The sequence below is a fragment of the Janthinobacterium sp. SUN026 genome (assembly GCF_030397625.1).
In the GTDB taxonomy this organism is placed as follows: Bacteria; Pseudomonadota; Gammaproteobacteria; order Burkholderiales; family Burkholderiaceae_D; genus Janthinobacterium; species Janthinobacterium kumbetense.
Window position 1 is genome coordinate 474,468 of the sequence record NZ_JAPQNU010000004.1, and the last position, 23,745, is coordinate 498,212.

The 23,745-nt window shown below is 60.9% G+C and carries 24 protein-coding genes and 1 tRNA gene; 10 read left to right on the forward strand and 15 right to left on the reverse strand.

Annotated elements, in window-relative coordinates:
• Positions 1-185 precede the first annotated feature (185 nt).
• Positions 186-440 carry an acyl-CoA-binding protein gene (locus OX459_RS20465; RefSeq protein WP_034782468.1) on the forward strand — a complete coding sequence of 85 codons (255 nt, stop codon included), beginning with the start codon at positions 186-188 and terminating at the stop codon, positions 438-440.
• 138 nt (positions 441-578) lie between these two features.
• On the opposite strand, the gene proX is transcribed toward OX459_RS20465, so the two are convergent.
• The 4 genes from proX to OX459_RS20485 form a co-directional block, all read right to left on the reverse strand.
• Entirely contained in the window at positions 579-1,637 is a 1,059-nt protein-coding gene (gene proX, locus OX459_RS20470; protein ID WP_289906357.1) for a glycine betaine/L-proline ABC transporter substrate-binding protein ProX, read from the reverse strand.
• Positions 1,638-1,646: 9 nt separating this feature from the next.
• Positions 1,647-2,750 carry a glycine betaine/L-proline ABC transporter permease ProW gene (proW, locus tag OX459_RS20475; RefSeq protein WP_289906358.1) on the reverse strand — a complete coding sequence of 368 codons (1,104 nt, stop codon included), beginning with the start codon at positions 2,748-2,750 and terminating at the stop codon, positions 1,647-1,649.
• Positions 2,747-3,979, reverse strand: coding sequence for a glycine betaine/L-proline ABC transporter ATP-binding protein ProV (gene proV / locus OX459_RS20480; protein ID WP_099668215.1), 1,233 nt, complete (start codon positions 3,977-3,979; stop codon positions 2,747-2,749). Before proV ends, proW begins: the two co-directional genes overlap by 4 nt.
• A gap of 571 nt (positions 3,980-4,550) precedes the next feature.
• Positions 4,551-4,835: a polyhydroxyalkanoic acid system family protein gene (locus tag OX459_RS20485; protein WP_099665323.1), complete on the reverse strand. Its 285-nt coding sequence runs from the start codon at positions 4,833-4,835 to the stop codon at positions 4,551-4,553.
• Between the two features lie 200 nt (positions 4,836-5,035).
• Between OX459_RS20485 and OX459_RS20490 the strand changes: the two genes are divergently transcribed.
• The 4 genes from OX459_RS20490 (at position 5,036) to phaZ (ending at position 8,963) form a co-directional block, all read left to right on the forward strand.
• Positions 5,036-6,433: a hypothetical protein gene (locus OX459_RS20490; protein WP_289906359.1), complete on the forward strand. Its 1,398-nt coding sequence runs from the start codon at positions 5,036-5,038 to the stop codon at positions 6,431-6,433.
• A 90-nt stretch (positions 6,434-6,523) separates the two neighbouring features.
• On the forward strand, positions 6,524-6,811 hold the full coding sequence (locus tag OX459_RS20495) for a protealysin inhibitor emfourin (protein WP_289906360.1): 288 nt from the start codon (positions 6,524-6,526) through the stop codon (positions 6,809-6,811).
• 332 nt (positions 6,812-7,143) lie between these two features.
• A complete protein-coding gene (fdxA, locus tag OX459_RS20500) occupies positions 7,144-7,467 on the forward strand; it encodes a ferredoxin FdxA (protein WP_010395176.1) in 324 nt (107 codons plus the stop codon).
• 275 nt (positions 7,468-7,742) lie between these two features.
• On the forward strand, positions 7,743-8,963 hold the full coding sequence (gene phaZ, locus OX459_RS20505; protein WP_077400193.1) for a polyhydroxyalkanoate depolymerase: 1,221 nt from the start codon (positions 7,743-7,745) through the stop codon (positions 8,961-8,963).
• A 66-nt stretch (positions 8,964-9,029) separates the two neighbouring features.
• Here the strand turns inward: phaZ and OX459_RS20510 are convergent, their stop codons facing one another.
• The 3 genes from OX459_RS20510 to OX459_RS20520 form a co-directional block, all read right to left on the reverse strand.
• Positions 9,030-9,713: a DOPA 4,5-dioxygenase family protein gene (locus tag OX459_RS20510; protein ID WP_289906361.1), complete on the reverse strand. Its 684-nt coding sequence runs from the start codon at positions 9,711-9,713 to the stop codon at positions 9,030-9,032.
• A gap of 42 nt (positions 9,714-9,755) precedes the next feature.
• Positions 9,756-12,320: a TonB-dependent receptor gene (locus OX459_RS20515; RefSeq protein WP_289906362.1), complete on the reverse strand. Its 2,565-nt coding sequence runs from the start codon at positions 12,318-12,320 to the stop codon at positions 9,756-9,758.
• Between the two features lie 129 nt (positions 12,321-12,449).
• Positions 12,450-13,190 carry a transporter substrate-binding domain-containing protein gene (locus OX459_RS20520; RefSeq protein WP_289906363.1) on the reverse strand — a complete coding sequence of 247 codons (741 nt, stop codon included), beginning with the start codon at positions 13,188-13,190 and terminating at the stop codon, positions 12,450-12,452.
• Between the two features lie 363 nt (positions 13,191-13,553).
• Between OX459_RS20520 and rsxB the strand changes: the two genes are divergently transcribed.
• Complete coding sequence (gene rsxB / locus OX459_RS20525; protein WP_289906364.1) at positions 13,554-14,285, forward strand: electron transport complex subunit RsxB; 732 nt, start codon at positions 13,554-13,556, stop codon at positions 14,283-14,285.
• Positions 14,282-14,929 carry an endonuclease III gene (nth, locus tag OX459_RS20530; protein WP_034782448.1) on the forward strand — a complete coding sequence of 216 codons (648 nt, stop codon included), beginning with the start codon at positions 14,282-14,284 and terminating at the stop codon, positions 14,927-14,929. Before rsxB ends, nth begins: the two co-directional genes overlap by 4 nt.
• Positions 14,930-14,983: 54 nt before the next feature.
• On the opposite strand, the gene proB is transcribed toward nth, so the two are convergent.
• The 5 genes from proB to rplU all read right to left on the reverse strand — a co-directional run bounded on the left by proB (position 14,984) and on the right by rplU (position 18,400).
• Positions 14,984-16,102: a glutamate 5-kinase gene (proB, locus tag OX459_RS20535; protein WP_251349774.1), complete on the reverse strand. Its 1,119-nt coding sequence runs from the start codon at positions 16,100-16,102 to the stop codon at positions 14,984-14,986.
• Between the two features lie 27 nt (positions 16,103-16,129).
• On the reverse strand, positions 16,130-16,540 hold the full coding sequence (locus tag OX459_RS20540; protein ID WP_289906365.1) for a hypothetical protein: 411 nt from the start codon (positions 16,538-16,540) through the stop codon (positions 16,130-16,132).
• A gap of 12 nt (positions 16,541-16,552) precedes the next feature.
• Positions 16,553-17,662 carry a GTPase ObgE gene (gene obgE / locus OX459_RS20545; protein ID WP_077400162.1) on the reverse strand — a complete coding sequence of 370 codons (1,110 nt, stop codon included), beginning with the start codon at positions 17,660-17,662 and terminating at the stop codon, positions 16,553-16,555.
• A gap of 113 nt (positions 17,663-17,775) precedes the next feature.
• Positions 17,776-18,048 carry a 50S ribosomal protein L27 gene (gene rpmA, locus OX459_RS20550; RefSeq protein ID WP_070219281.1) on the reverse strand — a complete coding sequence of 91 codons (273 nt, stop codon included), beginning with the start codon at positions 18,046-18,048 and terminating at the stop codon, positions 17,776-17,778.
• A 40-nt stretch (positions 18,049-18,088) separates the two neighbouring features.
• Entirely contained in the window at positions 18,089-18,400 is a 312-nt protein-coding gene (rplU, locus tag OX459_RS20555; protein ID WP_034754730.1) for a 50S ribosomal protein L21, read from the reverse strand.
• Between the two features lie 304 nt (positions 18,401-18,704).
• On the opposite strand from rplU, the gene ispB reads away from it, so the two are divergent.
• Positions 18,705-19,694, forward strand: coding sequence for an octaprenyl diphosphate synthase (gene ispB, locus OX459_RS20560; RefSeq protein ID WP_354669678.1), 990 nt, complete (start codon positions 18,705-18,707; stop codon positions 19,692-19,694).
• A 66-nt stretch (positions 19,695-19,760) separates the two neighbouring features.
• Here the strand turns inward: ispB and arsH are convergent, their stop codons facing one another.
• Genes arsH through OX459_RS20575 form a run of 3 tightly spaced genes read right to left on the reverse strand, consistent with a single transcriptional unit; the run spans position 19,761 to position 21,290 of the window.
• Complete coding sequence (arsH, locus tag OX459_RS20565; protein ID WP_289906367.1) at positions 19,761-20,498, reverse strand: arsenical resistance protein ArsH; 738 nt, start codon at positions 20,496-20,498, stop codon at positions 19,761-19,763.
• A 1-nt stretch (position 20,499) separates the two neighbouring features.
• Positions 20,500-20,922, reverse strand: coding sequence for an arsenate reductase (glutaredoxin) (gene arsC / locus OX459_RS20570; protein WP_289899830.1), 423 nt, complete (start codon positions 20,920-20,922; stop codon positions 20,500-20,502).
• Positions 20,919-21,290 (reverse strand): metalloregulator ArsR/SmtB family transcription factor, encoded by a 372-nt coding sequence (locus OX459_RS20575; RefSeq protein WP_289906368.1) that lies wholly within the window; start codon positions 21,288-21,290, stop codon positions 20,919-20,921. Before OX459_RS20575 ends, arsC begins: the two co-directional genes overlap by 4 nt.
• Positions 21,291-21,422: 132 nt before the next feature.
• On the opposite strand from OX459_RS20575, the gene OX459_RS20580 reads away from it, so the two are divergent.
• Positions 21,423-23,516 carry an AsmA family protein gene (locus OX459_RS20580; RefSeq protein WP_289906369.1) on the forward strand — a complete coding sequence of 698 codons (2,094 nt, stop codon included), beginning with the start codon at positions 21,423-21,425 and terminating at the stop codon, positions 23,514-23,516.
• A gap of 54 nt (positions 23,517-23,570) precedes the next feature.
• A tRNA-Pro gene (locus tag OX459_RS20585) sits at positions 23,571-23,647 on the forward strand.
• Positions 23,648-23,745: the final 98 nt, after the last annotated feature.

Genomic DNA, 23,745 nt, shown 5'->3' on the forward strand with positions numbered 1-23,745 from the left:
GCGCTCAAGCGACTGTACCGACGCCGCCCCTGTTCACGCAGCGGCGGCGTTTTTGTTTTGAGTGTGTCCTCTAATGCACGGCGCGCTTTTTTCACTATGATGTCAGGCACTGCAGCACGCACGGTGGCCACTCCGCCGGGCCTGCCGCACTTTTCCAGCGATTCCATCAGCACACAGGAGCCATCATGAGTTTACAAGAGCAATTCGAACAAGCGCAGCTCGATTCCAAGACCCTGTCCGAGCGTCCGGACAATATGACCTTGTTGAAAATCTACGCCTTGTTCAAGCAAGCGTCGAGCGGCGACGCCACGGGCGAGCGTCCTGGCATGACCGACTTCGTCAACCGCGCCAAGTTCGACGCCTGGGCGGCCCTGGCCGGCACCTCGAAGGAAGAGGCGCAACAGCAATACATCGACCTGATCGAAGACTTGAAGGATTAAACCTGAAAACGCCTGTTTTGCAGAGAAATAGGCCGAAAACGGCTGAAAACTCACCAAAAACCACAAAAACAGGCTGAAAATGCAAAAGTGGCTACCAAATCGGTAGCCACTTTTTTTACGCCTGTCTCAGCCGCAAACTTACTTTTTCGCCGCCGCCAGCGCTTGCGCGATCCAGCCGTCAAACGTCTGCTGGTGGTACTTGATCCAGCCAGCCGTATGGCGCGCGATATCGGCTTGCGTGTTTTCGCCGCGGCGCATGCGCTCGTTCTGCGCATTGATGTCCGCCACGGGCAATTGCATCACTTCGAACAGCTTGGCCGCGGCCGGATTCTTCTCCGCCCAGGCCTTGTTCGACACGATGCGCGCCGTGTTGACGGCAAAGCCGTAGTCGCTGCCATCGTCGAGGCGGGTATTCACCTTGTCCGGATTGGCCGAGAACGGCACTTTCAGCCAGACCACGTCCTTGCCCGGCACCAGCACGCCGCTGACCCAGTACGGCGTCCACGTGTAGTACAAAATCGGTTCGCCACGCTTGTAGCGGCCCAGGGTGTCGGCGATCAGGGCCGCATAGCTGCCCTGCACGTGCGTCACCGTCTTGCGCAGTTTATACGCATCCATGTGGTTCTCGATCAGCGCTTCGCAGCCCCAGCCTGGGTTGCAACCGGTCAAGTCGGCCTTGCCATCGCCATCATGGTCGAACAGCTTGGCCAGGTTGGGATCGCGCAACTGGTCGATATTCGTGATGTTGTACTTTTCCGCCGTCGCCTTGTCGATCAGATAACCTTGCGCGGCAGGCCCCGCATACTGGCCCGTGCGCGACAGCTTGGCGTCGCCGCCCGCATTGTTATAGAAATCCTTGTGCATCGGGTCCCAGTGCACGGCCATGAAGGTGGCGTCACCATTGGCAATGGCGATATGCGCCGTCGGATATTCCACTTCCTTGATCGGCTGCACGTCGTAGCCCAGCTTTTCCAGGGCCTTGTCGACCAGCATGGTCTGGAAGGTTTCTTCCGCGATCGAACTTTGCAGCGGTTGCACCTTGACGCCCTTGCCGGGCAGCGCATCGGCAGCGGCGGCCGGCGTCTGCGCCATGGCCAGGCTGGTGGTCAGGGCCATGGCGGCGATCGCCAGGGCGGAAAACAGCTGGAACTTGCGTTGCGATTTTTGCGTCACTTTGAAATTGTCGATTTGATGCATGTGTATCCTTTATTGTGCGTTGGCCAGCGTTACTTGCTGTTCAACATTATTTTTCTCCGCATTGCCGCGCACCAGGCGCAGCACGAAACCGGCAGGACCCGTCTGGTACCAGTGGCGCACGCCGCGGCGTGGCTGGCCCATCGCTTGCGTCAAGCGGTCCAGGGTGATGGCCAGCAGCACGATGCCCAGGCCGCCCACGGTGGCCAGGCCCATGTCCAGGCGGCCGATGCCGCGCAATACCATCTGGCCCAGGCCGCCCACGGCGATCATCGAGGCGATCACAACCATCGACAGCGACAGCATCAGCGACTGGTTGATACCGGCCATGATCGATGGCATGGCCAGCGGAAATTGCACGCGGGTCAGCAACTGCCACGGCGAGGCGCCATAGGCGCGGGCCGCTTCGATCAGGTCGGGACGCACCTGGCGGATGCCGAGGTTGGTCAGACGCACCAGCGGCGGCAGGGCAAAGATGATCGTCACGATCACGCCAGGCGCATTACCGATACCAAACAGCATCACCACGGGCACCAGGTAGACAAACGCGGGCGTCGTCTGCATGGCGTCGAGCAGGGGGCGCAGGATATTCTGCGCGCGGTCGCTGCTGGCAAGGAAGATGCCCAACGGCAAGCCGATGGCCAGGCAGAACGCCAGCGACGTCAAGACCAGCGACAGGGTCGTCATGGCTTCCGGCCAGATGCCCAGCATGGACACCACCAGCAGCGCCAGCACGGTGCCGATGGCCAGGGTGCGGCTGGTAAATTGCCATGCCAGCAAGCCGATGATGGCGATCACCGTCAGCGACGGAGCGGCCAGCAGCACGCCTTCCACGCCGGACAGCACGCTGTCGATCGGCGCGCGCACGGCCTGGAAGAAGGGACGGAAATGCGCGACGACCCAGCCCAGGCCCTGGTTGATCCAGCTTTCCAGCGGCAGCGAGCCGTCGAAAATCTGCGTCAGGTGAAAGCCGGACGCATGTTCCGGCTGCACGGCAGGCGCGGCGGCGTCCAGCCAGGCGGTGCTGGCGTCGGTAGGCGGCGTCAGCGCCCAGGGATTGATTTGGGCGGCCTGTTCAACAACAGGTTCTACTGCGGAAACGGTGCTTGGGTTCATGCTTGTCCTTTCTGTTGTTGTTCGGCTATGGCTGGCGTGTCGCGGTCGAGGAACTTCAGCAAGGTTGTCTTGCTGATGGCGCCGCGGAAGCTGCCGTCATTGGCCACCACAGGGACGGCGTAAGGCAGTTGCGCCACCTGGCCGAACAGGCCGGCGACTGGCTCATCTGCATTGATGGTCTGCACGTCGGGCAAATAGGCATGCGCCAGGCCCAGCGGTCCCACATGGCCGTCGAGCGCACTGCGCAGCGAATCGGCCGAGACGACGCCAAGGAACTTGCGCTGCGGATTGACAACGTAGGCAAACGCGCGATCCTGCTCTTCCAGCATCGACAGCGCGGCGCGCGAGCCGCGGCTCGGCGACTCGGACACGACGATCTGGCTCTTGCGGGCGATATCGCTGGCCTTGAAGACGGCCGCCGCATCGACGCCGCGCACGAAGTTGCGCACGTAATCGTTGGCAGGTTTACGCAGGATTTCTTCCGGCGTGCCCACTTGCACCACGTGGCCGTCTTTCATGATGGCAACGCGGTCGCCGATGCGCATGGCTTCGTCGAGGTCATGCGAAATGAAGACGATGGTGCGGCGCTTGATTTGCTGCAAACGCAGCAGTTCCGATTGCATTTCCGTACGAATAATCGGATCGAGCGCGGAAAACGCTTCATCCATCAACAGAATCGATGGATCGCACGCCAGCGCACGGGCCAGGCCCACGCGCTGCTGCATGCCGCCCGACAATTCGTCGGGATAGCTGGCGCCGTAGCCGTCCAGGCCCACTTGTTCCAGCGCTTGCTGGGCCAGCGCATGGCGCTCGGCCTTGGGCATGCCGGCCAGTTCCATGCCGAAGGCAGTGTTGTCGAGCACGGTAATTTGCGGCAGCAGCGCGAACGACTGGAACACCATGCTGATGTCCTTGCGGCGCAGGGCGCGCAGTTGGGCATCCGGCAAGGTATTGATGTCGTTGCCGTCGATCAAGATGCGGCCGGCGGTCGGCTCGATCAGGCGGTTCAGCATGCGCACCAGGGTCGATTTGCCCGAACCGGACAGGCCCATGATGACGAAGATCTCACCCGCTTCAATGGTAAAGGTGGCGTCGAAAACGCCGATGGTGCAGTCGGTCTGGGCCAGGATATCCTGCTTGCTGGCGCCCTGATGGACGAGTTCAAGTGCTTCTTCTGGCTTGTCGCCGAACACTTTGAACACATGGTCGATAATGATTTGTTTTGCCACGATGTGGTTCTCCCTCGATTTGACGAATGGAATGAAACCCAGCAAGCTGCCAGCTTGCGGCGGGAATCAGCAAACCCTGTTGCGTCGGCTACGCCACGGCGCAAAAGCGCACGGGAGCGACAGGAAACAGGGGGTGACACGCATGTGACCAGCGGATGGCCAAAGCCGGTGCCGGGGTGCCGTGTGCGTGCTAAAAGAGGCTGTGGTTCAGGACTTTTAACAACGCTAGCGCCATGCAAATACATGGCACCAAATGTATTTGACCGAAAAAAATCGACCAAGCTACTTTTAACTGGATGCGGGTGTAAAACCCAATGAATTATTCACCACTCAGCGAGTGGGGAGTACTGCGAAGCAGAAGGTGAAACGCGGTGTAGCTGTTGTAAATATGACTCAAGTATAACGCAAAAAGCCGCCAAAGTCCAATGGCTTTCCAAATAGAAATGTGCTAGCAATGTTCGCCAGCGTACAGTCAGACGTGAAAAAGGCGAAAAGCGACGTGTTTTCATCGTCTTTTCGCCCATCGCTGCGACACGTTTTCTAGCACCAAACATGGCGCCAGACAAGCGGATCAAACTGGCTCGGTAAACACCTTGCGCATCTTTTCGGCGATCTTGCCTTCAATCGTGGACGCGAAGGCGCTGAGCATGAAGCCCAGCTTGATTTGCAGTTGCGCCTGCTCTTTTTCCAGAGTCAGCGAACCATCGACGCCGCTGCGCTCGAAGCGCAGCACATCGCCATCCCAGGCGCACGCCAGGTCATACTCCTGGGCCAGCTTGTCGGCCACTTGCTGCGCCGCTTCGCGCGCCTTTGCTGCTGTCAGCTTATGTTGCTGAACTATATTTATATCCGCCATCAAACGATCCTTTTATTATAAAAACGGGTGCCATACGGCCAGCATCATACCAGCCGCCACGCGGCAGCCGCAGCCATGGGGAACGCCGGCACACGGAAAAAACCGCGCTTTCTTGCGCCGCACTTGCGCCGCATCAAACCGCAACCACCAAAGCAGGCCGACTATCTCCATTCCAGTTGCGAGTGTCTTGGAGAGCTACCATGGACCAGAAAGTCATCGTGCCGGTCGAAGCCGTGCTGACCAAATGCGTGTCCTTGCCTGTCGGCTATGTCCCTACCCCCTCGGCGCCCTACCGCCTGCACCGCAAGAATGCGCAACTGACCCTGCAGCCGGGTCCGCCCCGTCTGACGGACGCCACGGTCCGCAACCTGGCCGCCGTGCCCGTCGGTTCGCGCGTGCTGATCTGGAAGCAAGACCCGTCCGTGAGCGAGCTGGGCACGCGCAAGTCCTTCCTGCCCGGCCTGATACTGCAAGGTCCGCGCGACGCGCGCATCACCTTTGGCGAGCCGGGCATCGCCCAGGTCAGCCCGAACGCCTTTGGCGACTTCATCGTCTCGCCCAACACCGACCAGTTCGACGCCGTGCACACGTTTGCCATCGTGCGCATGACGCTGACCATGTACCAGCGCGCGATGGCCAGCAACAACACGGCGCCGCCCCTGCCCTGGCAATGGAATAGCGCCAGCAACACGGCACCGCTGCGCGTGTTCCCGCACGGCTTGCCCAATGTCATGAATGCCTATTACAGCCGCAGCGACAAGGCCCTCAAGTTCGGCGACTTCATTCCCAGCGGCGCCACCGAACGCGTCTACACTTGCCGCTCGCTCGACATCGTCTCGCATGAAACCGGGCACGCCATCCTCGATGGCCTCAAGCCGAATTGGCTGCTCAACAATAATCCACCGCAGACGGGCGGCTTGCACGAATCGTTCGGCGACCTGACGGCCATCTTCCTGGCCCTGTCGCAGCTGGACCAGGTCGAGGCCGTGATCGCGCAAACCAAGTCCGACCTGCACGACAAAACCTTTCTGGCCGACCTGGCGGAACAGTTCGGCCTGGCGCTGGGCCGGCCGAACGGCTTGCGCAATGCCGATAACGACATCAAATTGTCGGAGGCCGGCACGGAAGTGCACGCCATCTCGCAAGTGTTTACAGGCGCTATCTACGACATCCTGGCCGACATCTTTGCCCACGAACGCCAGCCCCAGCTGGAAGATGACGCGGCCGTGCTGCACCGTTGCGGCGACTACCTGCGCAGCCTGGTCTTGCGCGCCCTGGTAGCGTCCCCCGACCAGGCGGCCACGTACGCCGACGTGGCCGGCCACATGCTGACCCTGGCGCAAGCCGACGGCTTTACCAGCTACCTCGATTTCATCCGCAACAGCTTTACCGTGCGCGAAGTGCTCAAGGACAATGCCATGACGGAGGATGGACAAATGACCTTTGCCCCCGATGTCGTCGACGAAGCGGGCGCCGTGCAAGACAGGCGCGCCTGCTGCGGTACCATGAACCATACGGAATACAGCGAATCGGATCAATTGCTGGAAGCGGAGCGCGAAGCGCTGGCGGCCTGGTGCCGCAGTTACGCCCCCCGGTAAACGCCCCGCGCCGCAAGCCCGCCAGCGGTCAGCCGCAGGCGATGGCATGCCGCATCACCACCACCACCACCGTCCCCAAGAAGGAGCAGCATGAAAATTTCAGCCCGCAGCAGCGGCGGCTTTGCCGGCCTGAGCGAACAGTACGACATCGATACGCAAGCCCACCCGGCCGGCCCCGGGCTGGAAGCGGCACTGGCCAGCAGCGGTTTTTTCACGCACCCGCAGGGCACGGGCGGACAGGTGGGCGCCGATATCCCCCATTGGCAGATCACCGTCGAGGCACCGGCCGCGCGCCGCACCATCACGTTTGCCGAAGATGGCAGTGCTGAAAATGCACATTGGCAACAGTTGCTGACGCAAATACGCGCCAGCGCCTGATTGTTCTGGCACTTATTTTTGCCGATCTTGATTTGGGTAAAACAAAAACACCACACGGCGAGCTTCCGCCTCGCCCGTCCTGCTCCCTGCAGCATCGGGCGACTGTCGCTTTCTTGCCGCGTTCTTCATGGTAACGTCCCGGATAGTCGCTGAATTGCACGCTCTGCGCGGCAACGGCGCTGCCAAAAAATGAATTTGCTTATATGTATTGTATATAAGCGGGATTTGTTAGAAATAGCGAATTGCCTTAAAATACAATGCTTTGCTTTAGTATGCGCCGCCGAGGTTCCTGCAGGCGCTACAGCACCTCCCCCCAAATTGATAGGACTGTTATGACCCACGTTGTCACCGAATCCTGCATCGCCTGTCGCTATACCGACTGCGTCGATGTCTGCCCGGTAGATTGTTTCCGGGAAGGCCCGAACTTCCTGGCAATCGATCCGGACGAATGTATTGACTGCGCAGTCTGCGTGGCAGAGTGCCCGGTGAACGCGATTTTCGCGGAAGAAGACGTGCCGGGCGACCAGCAAGCCTTCATCAAGATCAACGTCGACCTGGCCCGTAACTGGCCTTCGATCACCAAGACGAAGGCTGCCTTGCCGGAAGCCGAGCAATACAAAGACGTCAAGGACAAGCTCGACATGCTGGTGCGCTAAGCGCACGGCACTTGCCGCGCCGTTTCCGGCGGAGAGACTGTTCTCCGCAGGGGCGTGGCGGTGAAAAAATGTACAAAAAGCAGCGGAAACGCTGCTTTTTTTGCTTTTAGAGCATCGTTGCAGGTCTATCCACGCAAGTGTGGCGCGCTGTCACACCAAAGCGCAAACTGTGGACCTATGCGCGGTAATGCACATTTTGTCCTCAACAAATATCGTAAAATTGGATTATGATATTTGAGCCGATATTGGCGCTTGGAATTAAACAAGGACTATATATGCTTTACCAACTGCACGAACTGCAACGCTCCTTCCTCACTCCGGTGATGCAATGGGCAGACATGTCCTCCAAGTTATTTACCAACCCGGTTTCTCCACTGGCCCACACCCCGTTTTCGCAACGCATCGCAGCCGGCTACGAGCTGATGTACCGCCTTGGCAAAGACTACGAAAAACCACAATTTGACATCAAATCCGTTCTCGTCCAAGGCGAGAACGTCGACATCCGCGAACACGTTGTCGTGACAAAACCGTTTTGCCGCCTGATTCACTTCAAAAAAGAAGCCACTGGCTTGCAACAGCCCAAAGTTTTGCTGGTTGCCCCCCTGTCCGGTCACCACTCGACCCTGCTGCGCGATACCGTGCGCGGCTTGCTGGCCGAGCACGATGTCTACATCACCGACTGGACGGACGCGCGCATGGTACCGCTGACGGAAGGCCCGTTCCACTTGGACGACTACATTTATTATGTGCAGGAATTCATCCGCCTGCTGGCGCCTGACTTGCACGTCATTTCCGTCTGTCAACCGACCGTGCCCGTGCTGGCTGCCATCTCGCTGATGGCGACGGCCAAAGATCCGCACATGCCGAAAACCATGACGATGATGGGCGGCCCGATCGACCCGCGCCGCTCGCCCACGCAAGTGAACAACCTGGCGACGGAAAAGAAATTCTCGTGGTTTGAAAACACCGTGATCTACGCGGTGCCGCCGAACTACCCGGGTTTTGGCCGCAAGGTGTATCCGGGCTTCCTGCAGCACGCCGGCTTCATCGCCATGAACCCGGGCCGTCACGCGCAAAGCCATCGCGAGTTCTACATGCACCTGGTGACGGGCGACGACGAGCCGGCGGAAGGCCATCGCCAGTTCTACAACGAGTACAACGCCGTGCTGGACATGCCGGCCGAGTACTACCTGGAAACCATTAAAACGGTTTTCCAGGAATTCAGCTTGCCGATGGGCACGTGGAAAGTGGGCGGCCAGCTGGTGCGTCCGCAAGACATCACGAATGTGGCGCTGTTCACCGTAGAAGGCGAGCTGGACGACATTTCCGGCGCCGGCCAGACGCAGGCGGCGCATGACCTGTGTTCCGGCATCCCTGCCGAGATGCAGCAGGATTTCGTGGCGCCAAAATGTGGCCATTATGGCATTTTCTCGGGCCGCCGCTGGCGCGAAATCATTTGCCCGAAAATCGGCGAATTCATCCAGAAACATTCCTGATCCGCAGTATTTTAGGCAAAACGGCACGCCAGGCTACCCTGGCGTGCCGTTTTTTTTATGCCCGGCTCATGCGCGTGACGTTTCGACCTTCACCGTCGGACGCGTATTGACAAAGATTTGCTCGACTCGCGGCTCGCCCGGCCCCGGTTTCTTCATCGCATAGCCATTCACGGGCTGCGAGCGGTTCACCCACAGCGCGTAATACAAATGGTCGGCGCGCGGATCTTCCGTGTTCGGATGGATCAGTATCGTCAGGCCCAGGCTATTGAGCTGCAGCCACGGCACGATGACGGGCAGCAAGTCATTCGTAAAACCAAAGTAAAACGACGGCGTCACGTGCGGGCCGCGCGGCTCCAGGTTCCAGTCGCCCAGTTCGATCTGAAAACGCTCGGCCGCCCACTTGCGTATCAGCGTCGCCTTCTGGTAACTGTCTTCGTCAAAATAGATATGCGCGTGATAACTCTCGATATCCGTGTAGGCGCGCGGCTTCGATGGCAAGGTTTCCTCGCCGGGCCGCACGCTGACGGGGCGCGGCGTGGGCGCCGTGTCCGTATGCTCGCCCCACGGGCTCTTGCCGGGTGCTGGTTTGGCGCGTTTGACGGCGCCATCCTGGGCCAGGGCCGTGCCAGCCAGGCCCGAAGCGGCCAGCGCCGCCACCAGGCCGCCGCCGCGCAAGACCGTGCGGCGCTGCGGCGAGAGGAGATTGGCCCACTCCAGGTCGATGGCCGCGTGTTGAGTGTTGTCTGACATAGGATTTCCTGTTCTTGATTATGAGTATGGAGAGAAGGCAGATCAAAAGTGAACGGTGGCGCGGGCGTAGTAATAACCGCCCAGTACGCCCAATGGTCCCGAGTTGTCGTACGCGCCCGTGTACTGCGCCAGATTCGCGGCGCTGCGCGCGTCGCGCGGCACCTGGCCCGGTTTCTGGTCGAAGACATTGTTGGCGCCCACCGTCACGCTGATGCGCTTGCTGATGTCGTAGCCGACGCTGACATCCGTCACGAAGGCGGCTTTCAGCTGGTAATCGCCGCCCGTGATGGCGTTCAGGCGCTTGAGCTTGCCGTAACGCGTCTCGCGCACGTTGAACGTCCAGCCCGCCTTTTCATACGCCAGGGTGACAATTTCCTTGTCGCGCGGCGCCCGGTACAGCAAGTCGTACTCGGCCGATTTGCTCAGGGTGCCGATATTCGGCAAGCCTTGCAGCACCGTCGGCAAGGCCGCCTTGCCGACCAGGCTCGTGTGGTTGATATTCGCGGCCGCCGTCCAGCGCAGCTTGCCGTCGGCCACACGCAGCACATCCTCGGCCGTCAAGTCGATACCGCGCGTGCGCGTGTCGCCCACGTTGGCAAAGTAATGCGCGACGAGGCCATTGCCTACCGTCAAACCCGCCGAGCGCAGCAGGTTTTCGATCACGCTTGCTTGCGCGGCCGTCAGCGGCCGACCACTGCCATCGAGCGCCACGCCCGAGCTGCGGTCGATGCCGATGTTCGACGACACGCCCAGGCGGTCGCTGACCTTGATTTGATACGCGTCAACGGCCAGGCGCAGGGTGGGCGTAGGATTGAAGGTCAGCCCGGCCGACAGATTCGTCGATTTTTCCGGTTTCAGCGCTTGCGCACCCAGTGCCCGCGCTGCGGCCGAGTTCGGCTGCGCCAGGGTATACGGCACGCCAGCATGGTCGGAGGTATTCGAATACGATTGCGTCACCAGGCTCGGCGCATGGAAACCATTGCTGACGGTGCCACGCACGGCGACCGTGGGCGTGACGTCATAGCGGGCGGACAAACGGCCCGTCGTCTTGCTGCCGAAATCGGAATATTTCTCGGCGCGCAGTGCCGTGTCGAGCAACAATTGCGGCGTCAGTTTCGCGCCCAGGCCGATATACGCCGCATAGCTGTGGCGCGCCGTATCCGAGGCGTCGACGGGCAGGTAACCGGCCAGCGCCGATGAGCCGCTGCCCTGCCAGGAAGCGGGCTCACCTGGGCTGCGTTGCTGTGTTTCATGCGAATACTCGAGACCGACGCTCAGGTCGGCTGGCTCGCTCAATCCCAGCGGCACGGGACGGCGCGCGTCGGCGTTGGTGGTCGAGCGGCTGTAACGCTGATTGCCGATGGTGAAATCCGTCTTGCCACCTGGATAGCTCAGCGAATAATTGGCCGAGTTTTCCACGCCCACGTCGATATCGTCGCGTCCGTAAGTACTGCTGATATCCCAGTTCCAGCCCGCCGTCTCGCCCTTGACGCCGCCCGTCAGGGAAAAATCGTTTTCGCTCGTCGTTTCATACGGCGTGAAGCCGTCGGGATACACGGACAGCAAGCCTTTGTTGTTATTGAAAATGGTATTGGGCAAACGGAAATTCTGCGCCGAGCGGGCATTGCGGTGCGCATACGTGCCGAAACCGTACAGTTGCACCTCGTTCGACACGTCATAGCCGAAGTTGGCGCTGAGCGAAGCGGTCGTGCTTTGCGGCACGCCCGTATTGCGCCACGGATTGCTGTTGCGGCTTGCTTCTGCCGGGTTCGGCGAGGCGCCCGCCGGCAAGCTGTTGTTCGGCCCCAATTTCACCAGCTGGCCATCGCTGTTGCGCACGGCCGGATACGACAGGTAGCCGGGATTCAGTCCGAAATTGCGCACGGCGATGCCCTGGCGCTGGACTTCGGCGCCGAAGTGGGCAAAGCCGTGTTCGCCCAGGCGCGTGCCGCCATCGATGCGCACGGAACCGTTCGTGCCGTCGCCGTCGTAGGTGGAGCCGAGTTGGGTGCTGAAGCTGCCCTTGTCATCCGCCTTCAGGATGATGTTGATGACGCCGGCAATGGCGTCGGAACCGTAGATGGCCGAGGCGCCGTCGCGCAGGATTTCCACGCGGGCAATGGCCCCCGTGGGTATCAGGGCCAGGTCGGTGGCGACGGAACCGGGAAAACCATCCTCGTTGACGATGGCCGTCGTATGACGGCGCTTGCCGTTGACCAATACCAGGGTATGCGACGGGTCGAGGTTGCGCAATTGACCGGCACGCACGATGCTGCCCAGGTCCGGCTGCACGCGGGCTGGCAAGTTGAACGACGGCAAAGCCGTATCCAGCGCATCGAGCAAGTTCAGTTTACCCGTGGCCTGCAATTGCTGCGCGCTGATCACGTCGATGGGTGCGGCGCTGTTGGCCACCGTGCGGCCCGTGCCGCGCGCCCCCGTGACGATGACGGTGTCATACGACGCGGCGGCCAGTGCGCCAGCGCCATCCGGCGCGGCCTGCGCGTGGACCACGCCAGGCGCCCCCAGCAGCAGTACGGCGGCGGAGACGGCGTGCGCCAGTTGCCGCAAACGCGGGGCGGGGTCATGCTTGTGAATCGGTTCCAGCATACGAAAACATCCTTTCAAAGTCGTCAACACAGTGGCTGCAGACTAAAGGATGGACAAACAAACAAGAACGAATGGTTTCGTATTTAGATATTTCGTTTTGGCAACTAACAACAGCGGCGGCGCGCCGTGTCAGGGAGTCGCCGGGGCGGTCGCCAGGCTCTGGTCGAGCCGCTTCCAGTAATCGCGTTCCAGCCGGGCCGTATCGATATCGCGCGCCGCCTCGTTGAAGCGTTTTTGCCACGCCGCCCCCCCGGCATCGCGCTGGAAGCACACATGCACGGGACGCTCCTTGAAGACGGTATCGATGACGGCGATGCGTTCGCGCTCGGCCTTGCTGAAGTTGCGCCCCATCAACAAGTGCTGCAGGACATGGCGCTCGATGACGATCACGCGGTAACGCTTGATGAACAGTTTCTTCAGATTCGTCGCGTCGTTCAAGCCCTCTTCCGTCTTCAGCTCGCCGCGCGCCACCATGCCGTCGAACTGTTCCCCATTCGAGTAGCCGGCCACAGTGCCAATGCGCAGCTTGCCCAGGTCGGCCAGGCTGGCACCGGGCACGCCGTCCTCCTTCAGGTAGGCCAGCACACCCTGCGTGTTACCAACCGGAACAGAAAAGTGGCAGAGTTTTTCCCGTTCCGGCGTGCGCCACACGGCCAGAAACCCAGCATAGCGGGAACTGGCCAAGCCAAACTGCATGGCGCGCTTCCAGGGAAAATAGTCATATTTGACCGTATAGCCGAGACGCTCGAAAACGGCGCTGACCATGGCGCCCGACATGCCATCGGCCGGCAGGCTACGGGAAATAAAGGGCGGCCAGTCTTCCGCCGCGAAGCGGACGATGCGCGAACTGGCAGCGCCCGGCGGCGCCATGGGGGAGCTAGCCTGCCCGTGTGCAAGGGCAAGTGCAGAGTGCATGAACAAACAGAAGGGCAAACCAACTGTCCGGAGGAAACGCATGTTTGGCTCCTATGGCCTGGCGCACCGTGCAATGCAGGCGCGGCAACAGGACTGGCGGTCGGCTTTTTTTGATCACTGGCTTGATAAAAATCATGCTCCCACAAAAAAAAGAAATTGCAAAGTTGTTTACTTGCACTTTGACATTCCCACGGGAAATAAAATACGATTGCGGCGCGCCTGCAACAGGCTGTCATGGCGCCGGCTATCCCCTCTTGCGCAACAGGTTTTTACTTGTGCGCGCGCCGGATGGCCGATAATGGCGTTTTACCGTGGAAGATGACCGTGCCGCACCCTGCCCCTCCCTCACTTGCCGACCAGATCGAAGACTTGCTGCCGCAAACGCAATGCACCAAATGCGGCTACAACGGTTGCCGCCCGTATGCGGAAGCGATTGCCGCCGGCAGCGCCGACATCAACCAGTGCCCGCCGGGCGGCGCGCAAGGCATCGTGCGTCTGGCCGGCTTGCTGGGCAAAAAAGTCATTCCGCTCAATCCCGTCAACGGCCTCGAACGTCCGCGATCTATCGCCTATATCGACGAATCGCTGTGTATCGGCTGTACCCTGTGCATCCAGGCTTGCCCGGTGGACGCCATCGTCGGCGCCGCCAAGCAGATGCATACGGTGGTGACAAGCCTGTGCACGGGCTGCGACTTGTGCGTGGCGCCCTGCCCCGTCGATTGCATCGTCATGTACCCCGTCAGCGGCGACGCCACGGGCTGGGATGCCTGGAGCCAGGCAGAAGCAGACGACGCGCGCGCGCGCCACGATTTCCGCACGCAGCGCCTGCGCCGCGAAACGGAGGAAAACGAAGCGCGCCTGGCTGCCAAGGCCGTCGCCAAGATGCGCGAAGTGACGCAGGAAGTGCCCGTCACGCCCGATGAACAGGCGGAAAAGGAACGCAAGCGCGCCATCATCGCCGCGGCCATGGAGCGCGCGCGCGCCAAGGCCGCTGCCGCCAGCACGGATACCCCCCAGCCAGCCCCAATCACCCCGAAAAAAGACGCATGAACGCCGCCAAACGCCTGGAAATCTTTACGCGCTTTCGCGCCGCCAATCCTTCCCCGAAAACGGAACTCGACTACACGACGCCGTTCGAGCTGCTGATCGCCGTGCTGCTGTCGGCACAGGCGACGGACGTGTCCGTCAACAAGGCAACCCGCTTGCTGTATCCGGTCGCCAATACGCCAGCCACGATACTGGCGCTGGGCGTGGACGAGCTGGCCAGCTACATCCGCACCATCGGCCTGTTCCGCACCAAGGCGAAGAACGTCATCGCCACTTGCCAGATCCTGCTCGAGCAGCACGGCGGCGAAGTGCCGCGCGACCGCGCCTCGCTGGAAGCCTTGCCCGGCGTGGGCCGCAAGACGGCCAACGTGGTCATGAACACGGCGTTTGGCGAACCGACGATGGCCGTGGACACGCATATCTTCCGCGTCTCGAACCGCACTGGCATCGCGCCAGGCAAGAATGTCGATATCGTCGAGCAAAAACTGCTGAAATTCATCCCCAAGGAATTCCTGCACGACGCCCACCACTGGCTCATCCTGCACGGCCGCTACACATGTACGGCGCGCAAGCCCCAATGCTGGAATTGCATGATCGCCGACCTGTGCGATTACAAGGACAAATCGCCGATGCCGGCCGTGGTGTAATGCAAAAAAAACGGCCCGCGAGGGCCGTTTTTGTCATTCGCAGCAAGCGTACGCTTACAGCAACACCATATTGTCGCGATGAATCAGTTCATGGCCTTCCATGTAGCCGAGAATCGCTTCGATCTCGGTGGACGGCTTGCGCATGATGCGGCGCGCTTCACCGCTCGTGTAGTTGGACAGGCCGCGCGCCACGGGCACGCCATCCACGTCGACGCAGGTGATGACGGCGCCGCGGCCGAATTCGCCGTTCACGCCCGTCACGCCGATCGGCAGCAGGGACTTGCCTTCCTGACGCAGCTTTTGCACGGCGCCAGCGTCCAGCACGACGGCGCCGGCCGTGTGCAGATGATCGGCCATCCACTGCTTACGCGCCGTCAATTGCCCCGTTTGTGCCAGTAACTCCGTACCGATCGCTTCGCCCTGGGCCAGGCGGCTGAGCACGTCGCTGTCGCGGCCCCAGGCGATGATGGTGTGGGCGCCGGACTTGGCGGCGCGCTTGGCGGCGAGGATTTTCGTCAGCATGCCGCCACGGCCCAGGCTGCTGCCGGCGCCGCCGGCCATCGCTTCCAGGGCCGGATCGCCGGCGATACCTTGCGTGATCAGGTAGGCGGTCGGGTCCTTGCGCGGGTCGGCCGAGAACAGGCCGTGCTGGTCCGTCAGGATGACGAGCGCATCGGCTTCGATCAGGTTCGCGACCAGGGCGCCCAGGGTATCGTTGTCGCCGAACTTGATTTCATCGGTGACGACCGTGTCGTTTTCATTGATGATCGGCACCACGCCCAGGCGCAGCAGGGTCGTCAGGGTGGAGCGTGCATTCAGGTAGCGTTCGCGGTCAGCCAGGTCGGCGTGCGTGAGCAGCACTTGCGCCGTGCCGAGGCTGTGGGCACGGAAGCTGCTTTCATAGATTTGCGCCAGGCCCATCTGGCCGACGGCGGCGCAGGCCTGCAATTCGTGGATATCGGTGGGGCGCTGCTCGAAACCGAGGCGCAGCATGCCTTCGGCGATGGCGCCGGAACTGACGAGCACCACTTCCTTGCCCAGGGCGCGCAAACCGGAAATCTGCGCAGCCCAGCGCGCGATGGCGGCATGGTCAAGTCCGCGGCCATCGTTGGTGACCAGCGAAGAGCCGACTTTGATGATGATACGGGTAGCTTTTTGAATCACGGAATCCATGGGGCGGCGCTCTTCACTTAATAGACGTCAGCGCGCAGGACGCAGCAGCAGCAAGGCCAGCCCCGCCGTCAGCTCCATTGCGCACATGAACAACACAAAACCCTGGGGCAAGCCGAAGCTGATGGCCGCGAACAGACGGCCGGCGGGCTGCGCCAGGACCAACATTGCTGTGATATCGCCGAGGACAGGCGGTTCGCCCTGCCGTGCCGCGAACAGCGCCAGGAGCGCGGTAGCGCCCCAGACACCGACATGCGTGGCGTAGAACTGGCTGTAGCCATTGACGCCATTGAGGAAGATGCCCATGCCGGCCGCCATTTCATCGGCGAACAACAGGCAGGCGACCGCGCTCAGCCCGTAAGCATACGCGATCAGATGCAATACACGGCGCTGCCACGCTTGCTTGCGCGCTGGCGCGGCAACGGCCGTCTGTACCGACATCAGGGTAAAGCCTTAGTCGAGGATCTTGAAACGCGGATCATCCGGGTCGATCGACGAGATACCGCGTGCTTCTTCGGTCATCTGCGTTTCTTCGGCACGGCTTTCGCTGTGTTTCTTCGCTTCCAGATGCTGGTAAATCGCATTCACCAGTTCCGGGCAACCTTGATGGTTCAGGGCGGAAATCTCGAAGACGGGACCTTTCCAGGCGAAACGCTTGAGGAAGTCCTTGACGATCTTCTTGCGCTCTTCTTCCGGCACCATGTCGAGCTTGTTCAACACCAGCCAGCGCGGCTTGTCGACCAGCGACTCGTCGTACTTCTTCAATTCCTTCACCAGCGCCTTGGCTTCCTTGACAGGATCGACGTTGGTTTCGAACGGCGCCAGGTCGACGATGTGCAACAGCAGACCCGTACGCTGCAAGTGACGCAGGAATTGATGGCCCAGGCCCGCGCCTTCGGAAGCGCCTTCGATCAAGCCGGGAATATCGGCGATCACAAAGCTCTTCTCGTGCGACACGCGCACTACGCCCAGGTTCGGGTGCAGGGTGGTAAATGGGTAATCGGCAATTTTCGGGCGCGCGTTCGAGACGGCCGAAATGAAAGTCGACTTGCCGGCGTTCGGCATGCCCAGCAGGCCCACGTCAGCCAGGACTTTCAGTTCCAGGCGCAGTTCGCGGCGTTCGCCTTCCTTGCCCTCGCCTTTTTGGCGTGGCGCGCGGTTGGTCGAGGACTTGAAGTGGATATTGCCCCAGCCGCCTTCGCCGCCCTTGGCCAGCAATTCGATCTGGCCGTGTTCGGTCAAATCGGCCAGGATTTCGCCGCTCGCGTTGTCGATGATCAAGGTGCCCACAGGCATGCGCAGGTGGATGTCATCCGCGCCCTTGCCATAGCAATCTGCGCCACGGCCAGGCTCGCCATTGCGAGCCTTGTGCATTTTGGAGAAACGGAAATCGACGAGCGTGTTGATATTGCGGTCGGCGACAGCCCAGATGGACCCGCCCTTGCCGCCATCGCCGCCATCGGGACCGCCGAAAGGCCGGAATTTTTCACGGCAGAAAGATGCGCAGCCGTTGCCGCCATCGCCCGCGATGACTTCGATTTTTGCTTCGTCGATAAACTTCATAATTTTGCCGCCATAAAACTAAAAAGGCTCTACCTTGGGCAGAGCCTTTCGATTGAAGGCTTGCGCCTTACATCATGCGATCATGGCGGAGCGAACTGGCGCTCCGCGATGAATTACGCTGGTACTGCTTCGTTTGGTACAACGGTCACGAATTGCTTCGAGCCAGCACCTTTGACAACGAACTTCACTTTGCCCGCGATCAGCGCGAACAACGTGTGGTCCTTGCCCATGCCTACGCCTTCGCCGGCGCGCACTGGGGTGCCGCGTTGACGAATGATGATGCCGCCAGCATTGATAGCTTGGCCGCCGTAGACTTTAACGCCCAGACGTTTTGATTCTGAATCACGGCCGTTTCGCGTTGTGCCGCCGCCTTTTTTATGTGCCATTTAAGACTCCTTGATAGCTGATTAATTCAAACAGCGGCGATTAGCCGTTGATCGAAACGATTTGGATTTCGGTAAAATTCTGGCGATGGCCTTGATGCTTTTGGTAGTGCTTACGACGACGCATCTTGAAAATTTTGACCTTATCATGGCGACCATGCGCCACAACCGTAACCAGTACCGTTGCACCTTCGACCAATGGAGCACCAAACTTGATGCTGTCGCCCGCGCCTACTGCGAGCACTTGATCGATGGTGATTTCGGAACCAATGTCTGCCGGTATCTGTTCTACTTTAAGTTTTTCGCCAGCGACAACTTTGTATTGTTTGCCACCGGTTTTTATGACCGCGTACATGATTTGAAACCTCATCAAATGTTGAAAGAATTTGTCCCACTGCCATGAAAAGCAAGCCGTGCACAACAGGGGGAACCAGCGATTATACACGGACTGAGAAATTGCGTCAAAAACTATTCACAAAGCTTGATGATCGTGGTATGTCGACAACCTGACCATCATGTCAGGCTTGCGCCAGGCGGACAGCAAAACGCGCGCCAGTGCCAAGCAGATCAATCAATTGCTCTACAGTCATAGGCAAACATCACGCACGCGCAAGCCTTGTCGTATAATCGCGGCACCCACAATCTAATGCAGGTTCGCCTTGTCTGACGCTAACAAACACGTTAACCAAAACACCATCGTGCAAACGATTGCCGCCGATATGGACGCAGTCAATACGGTGATCCGCCAAAAGTTGCACTCCGATGTGATTCTGATCAACCAGATCGCTGAATACATCATCAGCGCAGGCGGCAAACGCATCCGTCCCGTGCTGATCTTGCTGGTGGCCAATGCCCACGCCTATCGCGGCACGGCGCACCATGAACTGGCCGCCGTGGTCGAATTCATCCATACCGCCACCCTGCTGCACGACGACGTCGTCGACGAATCGTCGATGCGCCGCGGACGCCAGACGGCCAACGCCCTGTTCGGCAATGCCGCCTCGGTGCTGGTGGGCGATTTCCTGCACTCGCGCTCGTTCCAGCTGATGGTATCGCTGAATAATATGCGCGTCATGCAAATCCTGTCCGACGCCACCAACGTGATCGCCGAAGGCGAAGTGCTGCAGTTGCTGAACATGCACGATCCGGACGTGACGCAAGACAGCTACCTGAACGTCATCCGCTCGAAGACGGCCAAGCTGTTCGAAGCGTCAGCGCAACTGGGCGCCCTGATCGCCGGTGCCAGCGAAGACGATATCGAAGCGGCTGCCGAATACGGCCGCTCGCTGGGCACGGCTTTCCAGCTGATCGACGACGTGCTCGACTATGCAGGCGACGCTGCCGAAATCGGCAAGAACGTGGGCGACGACTTGCGCGAAGGCAAACCGACCATGCCGCTGATCTGGCTGATGGAAAACGGTACGCCAGAGCAACGCGAACTGGTGCGCAGCTGCATCGAGCAAGGCGACGAACAGCATTTCGACGCCGTCCTGACGGCCATCACCAGCAGCGGCGCCCTCGACTACACGCGCAAGCAGGCGGAAATCGCCGGTCAGCGCGCCGCCGATGCCATCGCCAGCTGGCCGGACAGCGTCTACAAGCAATCCATGTTGCAACTGTGCTCGTTTGCCGTGGACCGCAATCACTGATTGCGATTTGCGTTACAGCAAAGACAACGGCGCCGATGGCGCCGTTTTTTATGCACTGCCGAAAAGCTATGTGCGCTCGTGCGCCATCGCCGCGCCCGCCAATTCCTGCAAGATGGCCGGCGCCGCTTCCAGCCGTTCGCTGTAGCGGCTGCCCAGGTAATCGCGGCGGTCGCGCACCAGCAAGGTGAATTTGTACAATTCCTCCATCACGTCGACCAGGCGCTCGTAATACGACGACGGCTTCATGCGGCCGTCATCGTCGAACTCCTGATACGCCTTGGCAACGGAAGACTGGTTCGGAATGGTGACCATGCGCATCCAGCGCCCCAGCACGCGCAAGCCGTTGACGGCGTTGAACGATTGCGAGCCGCCCGACACTTGCATCACAGCAAGAGTTCTCCCCTGCGTGGGCCGCACGCTGCCCGTTTCCAGCGGCAGCCAGTCGATCTGCGATTTGAACACGCCCGTGACGGCGCCGTGCCGCTCGGGGCTGCACCAGACTTGCCCTTCCGACCACAGCGACAGCGCCCGCAACTCTTGCACTTTCGGATGCTCGGGCGACACGCTGTCGACCATGGGCAAGCCGTGCGGGTCGAACACGCGCGTGTCGGCGCCGAAGTGACGCAGGATGCGCTCCGCTTCCAGGGTCAGCAGCTTGCTGTACGAGCGCTCGCGCAAGGAACCGTACAGCAGCAAGATGCGCGGCGCGTGGGTGGACACGCTGGCCGGCGCCAGCTTGTCCAGGTCCGGCACGTCCAGGTGCGCGGCGCTGATGTTCGGCAGCTCGTTGGCAAGGTCTGCCATCTCAGGCCACCGGCTTGCCGTCGGCGCCCACCACGGCCTGGCCGTCTTCCTTGGCAAACGCGCCCTGCTGCGGCAGCGGCAGGATTTCCAGTACTTTTTCCGACGGCCGGCACAGGCGCACGCCCAGTTCCGTGACGACGATGGGACGGTTGATCAAGATAGGATGGGCTTGCATAGCGTCGAGCAGGGCCGCATCGGGCAAATCCGGATTGGCCAGGCCCAGTTCGTCGTACAGGGCGCCCTTGTCGCGCATGACGGCGCGCACGGTCAGGCCGGCGCGGGCGATCAGGTCGACCAGCTCCTCGCGCGAAGGCGGATGCTTGACGTAATCGATGATGACGGGTTCGACGCCCGTGTTGCGGATCAGGGCCAGGGTATTGCGCGAGGTGCCGCACGCCGTGTTGTGGTAAATCGTGATCGTCATGTCGTGATGTCCTTCAGTAAATGTGGTTCGCTGACGCAGCAAGACGCGCCAGCGCAGCAGTTCTCGGTCAAAAAGGCAAGCAAGCCGTTCATGCCCGCATAATTGGCCGCATAGATGATGGAACGGCCCGCCTTGCTTGCCGTTACCAGATTGGCGTGCGCCAGTTCTTTCAAGTGAAACGACAGCGACGAGGGCGCAATGGCCAGCGCTTCGGCGATTTTCGTCGCCGCCATGCCTTGCGGCCCCGCTTGCACCAGCAGGCGGAACACGGCCAGCCGCGATTCCTGTGCCAGCGCCGCCAGGGCAGCGATGGCGGCCGTGCTTGTCAGCGGTGTCGCTTCGCTCGCTATTTGCTGTGTATTTTCCATATTTCAATAATAGTCGAATTATTAAATCATTTCAAGCCATACGTCTTGGCGACCTATCTTACGTAACCTAGCGCACCGACTATCATGGCCTATCGGTCTACCTTGATGAAAAATCACTGCGATCGGCATCCCATGACACGCTCGACACCCCTGAAAATCCTCGGCTGGAGCCTGGCCGCCCTGCTGGCCCTGGTCGCCATCGTAGTCACCTTTGTGCTGACCTTCGACTGGAACCGCGCGCGCCCCTACATCAACGAGAAGGTGTCGGAAAGCACGGGCCGTACCTTCGTCATCGGCGGCGATTTGCAGGTGAAATGGAAGCAAGGGCTGAAAACGGAGCCCGGCTGGCGCCGCTACGTGCCGCGGCCCATCATCAGCGCGCAGGACGTGCGCATGAGCAACCCGGACTGGGCCACGGCCGGCCCGCAGCTGGCCAGCGCGAAACGCATCGACGTGGCCCTCCATCCATTGCCCTTGCTGCAGCACAAGGTAGTGTTGACGGACCTGGCGCTCGACGCGCCGAACATCGCCCTGCAGCGGCGCGTCGACGGCAGCAACAGCTGGACCTTCAAGGACAACGGCCCTTCGGCATGGGACGTGGAAATCCAGCGCATGGCCTTCGGCGACGGCGCCATCCGTTATCTGGATGAGGGCATTTCGCTGGACGTGCACGCCAAGGTCAGCTCGACGGCGCCCGACGCCACGCCGGGCGACGCGCCAGGCAGCGCGCCCGTGCAGAAATACGGCATCGCATTCACCCTGGGCGGAACCTATCGCAAGGCGCCCGTGACGGGTGGCGGCAAGGCGGGCGCCGTGCTGTCCTTGACCGATAACAACACCGTTTATCCCGTGCAGGCCCATGCCGTGCTGGGCAAGAACAAGGCCAGCATCGACGGCACCCTGACGGACCCGCGCTCCTTGTCCGGCATCGACTTACAGCTGAGTCTGGCCGGCGCCAGCATGGCCGACCTGTATCCGCTGACGGGCGTGCTGCTGCCGGAAACGCCGGACTACGCCACCAAGGGACGCTTGCTGGGCAAAAAAGACGGCGCCACCTGGAACTGGACCTATCAAGACTTCAAGGGCACGGTGGGCCAGAGCGACCTGGCCGGCACCCTGCAATACTTGCCGCGCCAGCCGCGTCCCCTGCTGCGCGGTGAAGTGACGTCGCAGCAATTGCGTCTGGAAGACCTGGGTCCCACCATCGGCGCCGACAGCAATGCGCAGAAACAGGCGCGCGGCAAGGCGCCCGTGCAGCCCGCCAACAAAGCCTTGCCGGTGGAACAGTTCAACACGGCAAAATGGAATGCGCTCGATGCCGACGTAAAATTCACGGGCAAGAAACTGATGCGCACGCACGACATTCCGTTCAACGATATCGTCGCCCATATCCACATGAAAGACAAGGTGTTGAGTTTGACGCCGCTCAACTTCGGCATGGCCGGCGGCAACATCACCTCGAATATCACGCTCGACGGCCGTCAAAAGACCATCGCCGCGCAAGCCAAGGTGGCGGCGCGCCACCTCAAAATTCGCGAACTGTTTCCCAAGCTGCAATCGATGCAAGCGAGTTTCGGCGAAGTGTATGGCGACGCGGCGCTGACGGGCCACGGCAACTCCGTCTCGGCCATGCTGGCCAGCGCGAATGGCGAACTGGCGGCCACCGTCAGCGAAGGCTCCGTCAGCCAATTCATGCTGGAACTGGCCGGCCTGAACCTGGCCAACGCCGTCTTCGTCAAAATCTTTGGCGACAAGCAAGTGCACCTCAATTGCATGGCCAGCGACTTCGCCGTGACGAACGGCCAGGCCGACGTGCGCCGCTTCGTGCTCGATACGGACACGGCCGTCGTGAATGTCACGGGCAACGTCAACCTGGCCCACGAAACCCTGGACCTCGACGTGCGCCCGCGCACCAAGGGCGCCCGCATCATCACCCTGCGCACGCCGCTGTACGCGAAAGGCACGTTCAAAAACCCGGACGTGGGTCCGCAAAAAGGCCCGCTGGCCCTGAAAGCGGGCGCCGCCGTGGCCCTGGCCACCGTCGTCACGCCGCTGGCCGCCCTGCTGCCGCTGGTCAACGTCGACAAGGCGCCCGACACGGACTGCGCCGCCGTCATGGCGCAAGCGAACGCCACCCGCAAGGCACCCACTTCGCCGGCGACGCATGCACCGGCAAAAAAAGTCAGCGAAGCGGACATCAAAAAGGCCCAGCAGGAAAAGAAATAAGCGTTGATGCAGTCGCTTGAAACCCGCCCCGCCATCTGCTGTAATACCAGTATGCGGGGTGTGGCTCAGCCTGGTAGAGCGCTGCGTTCGGGACGCAGAGGCCGGAGGTTCGAATCCTCTCACCCCGACCAGCCCTTTCTTCCTTGCTGCGCCTGCATCAACTGCTTGCACCTTGACCTGCGCGTTGGTGTCTTGCCGAGAAGTATGATACTAATTACATCATTAGTAT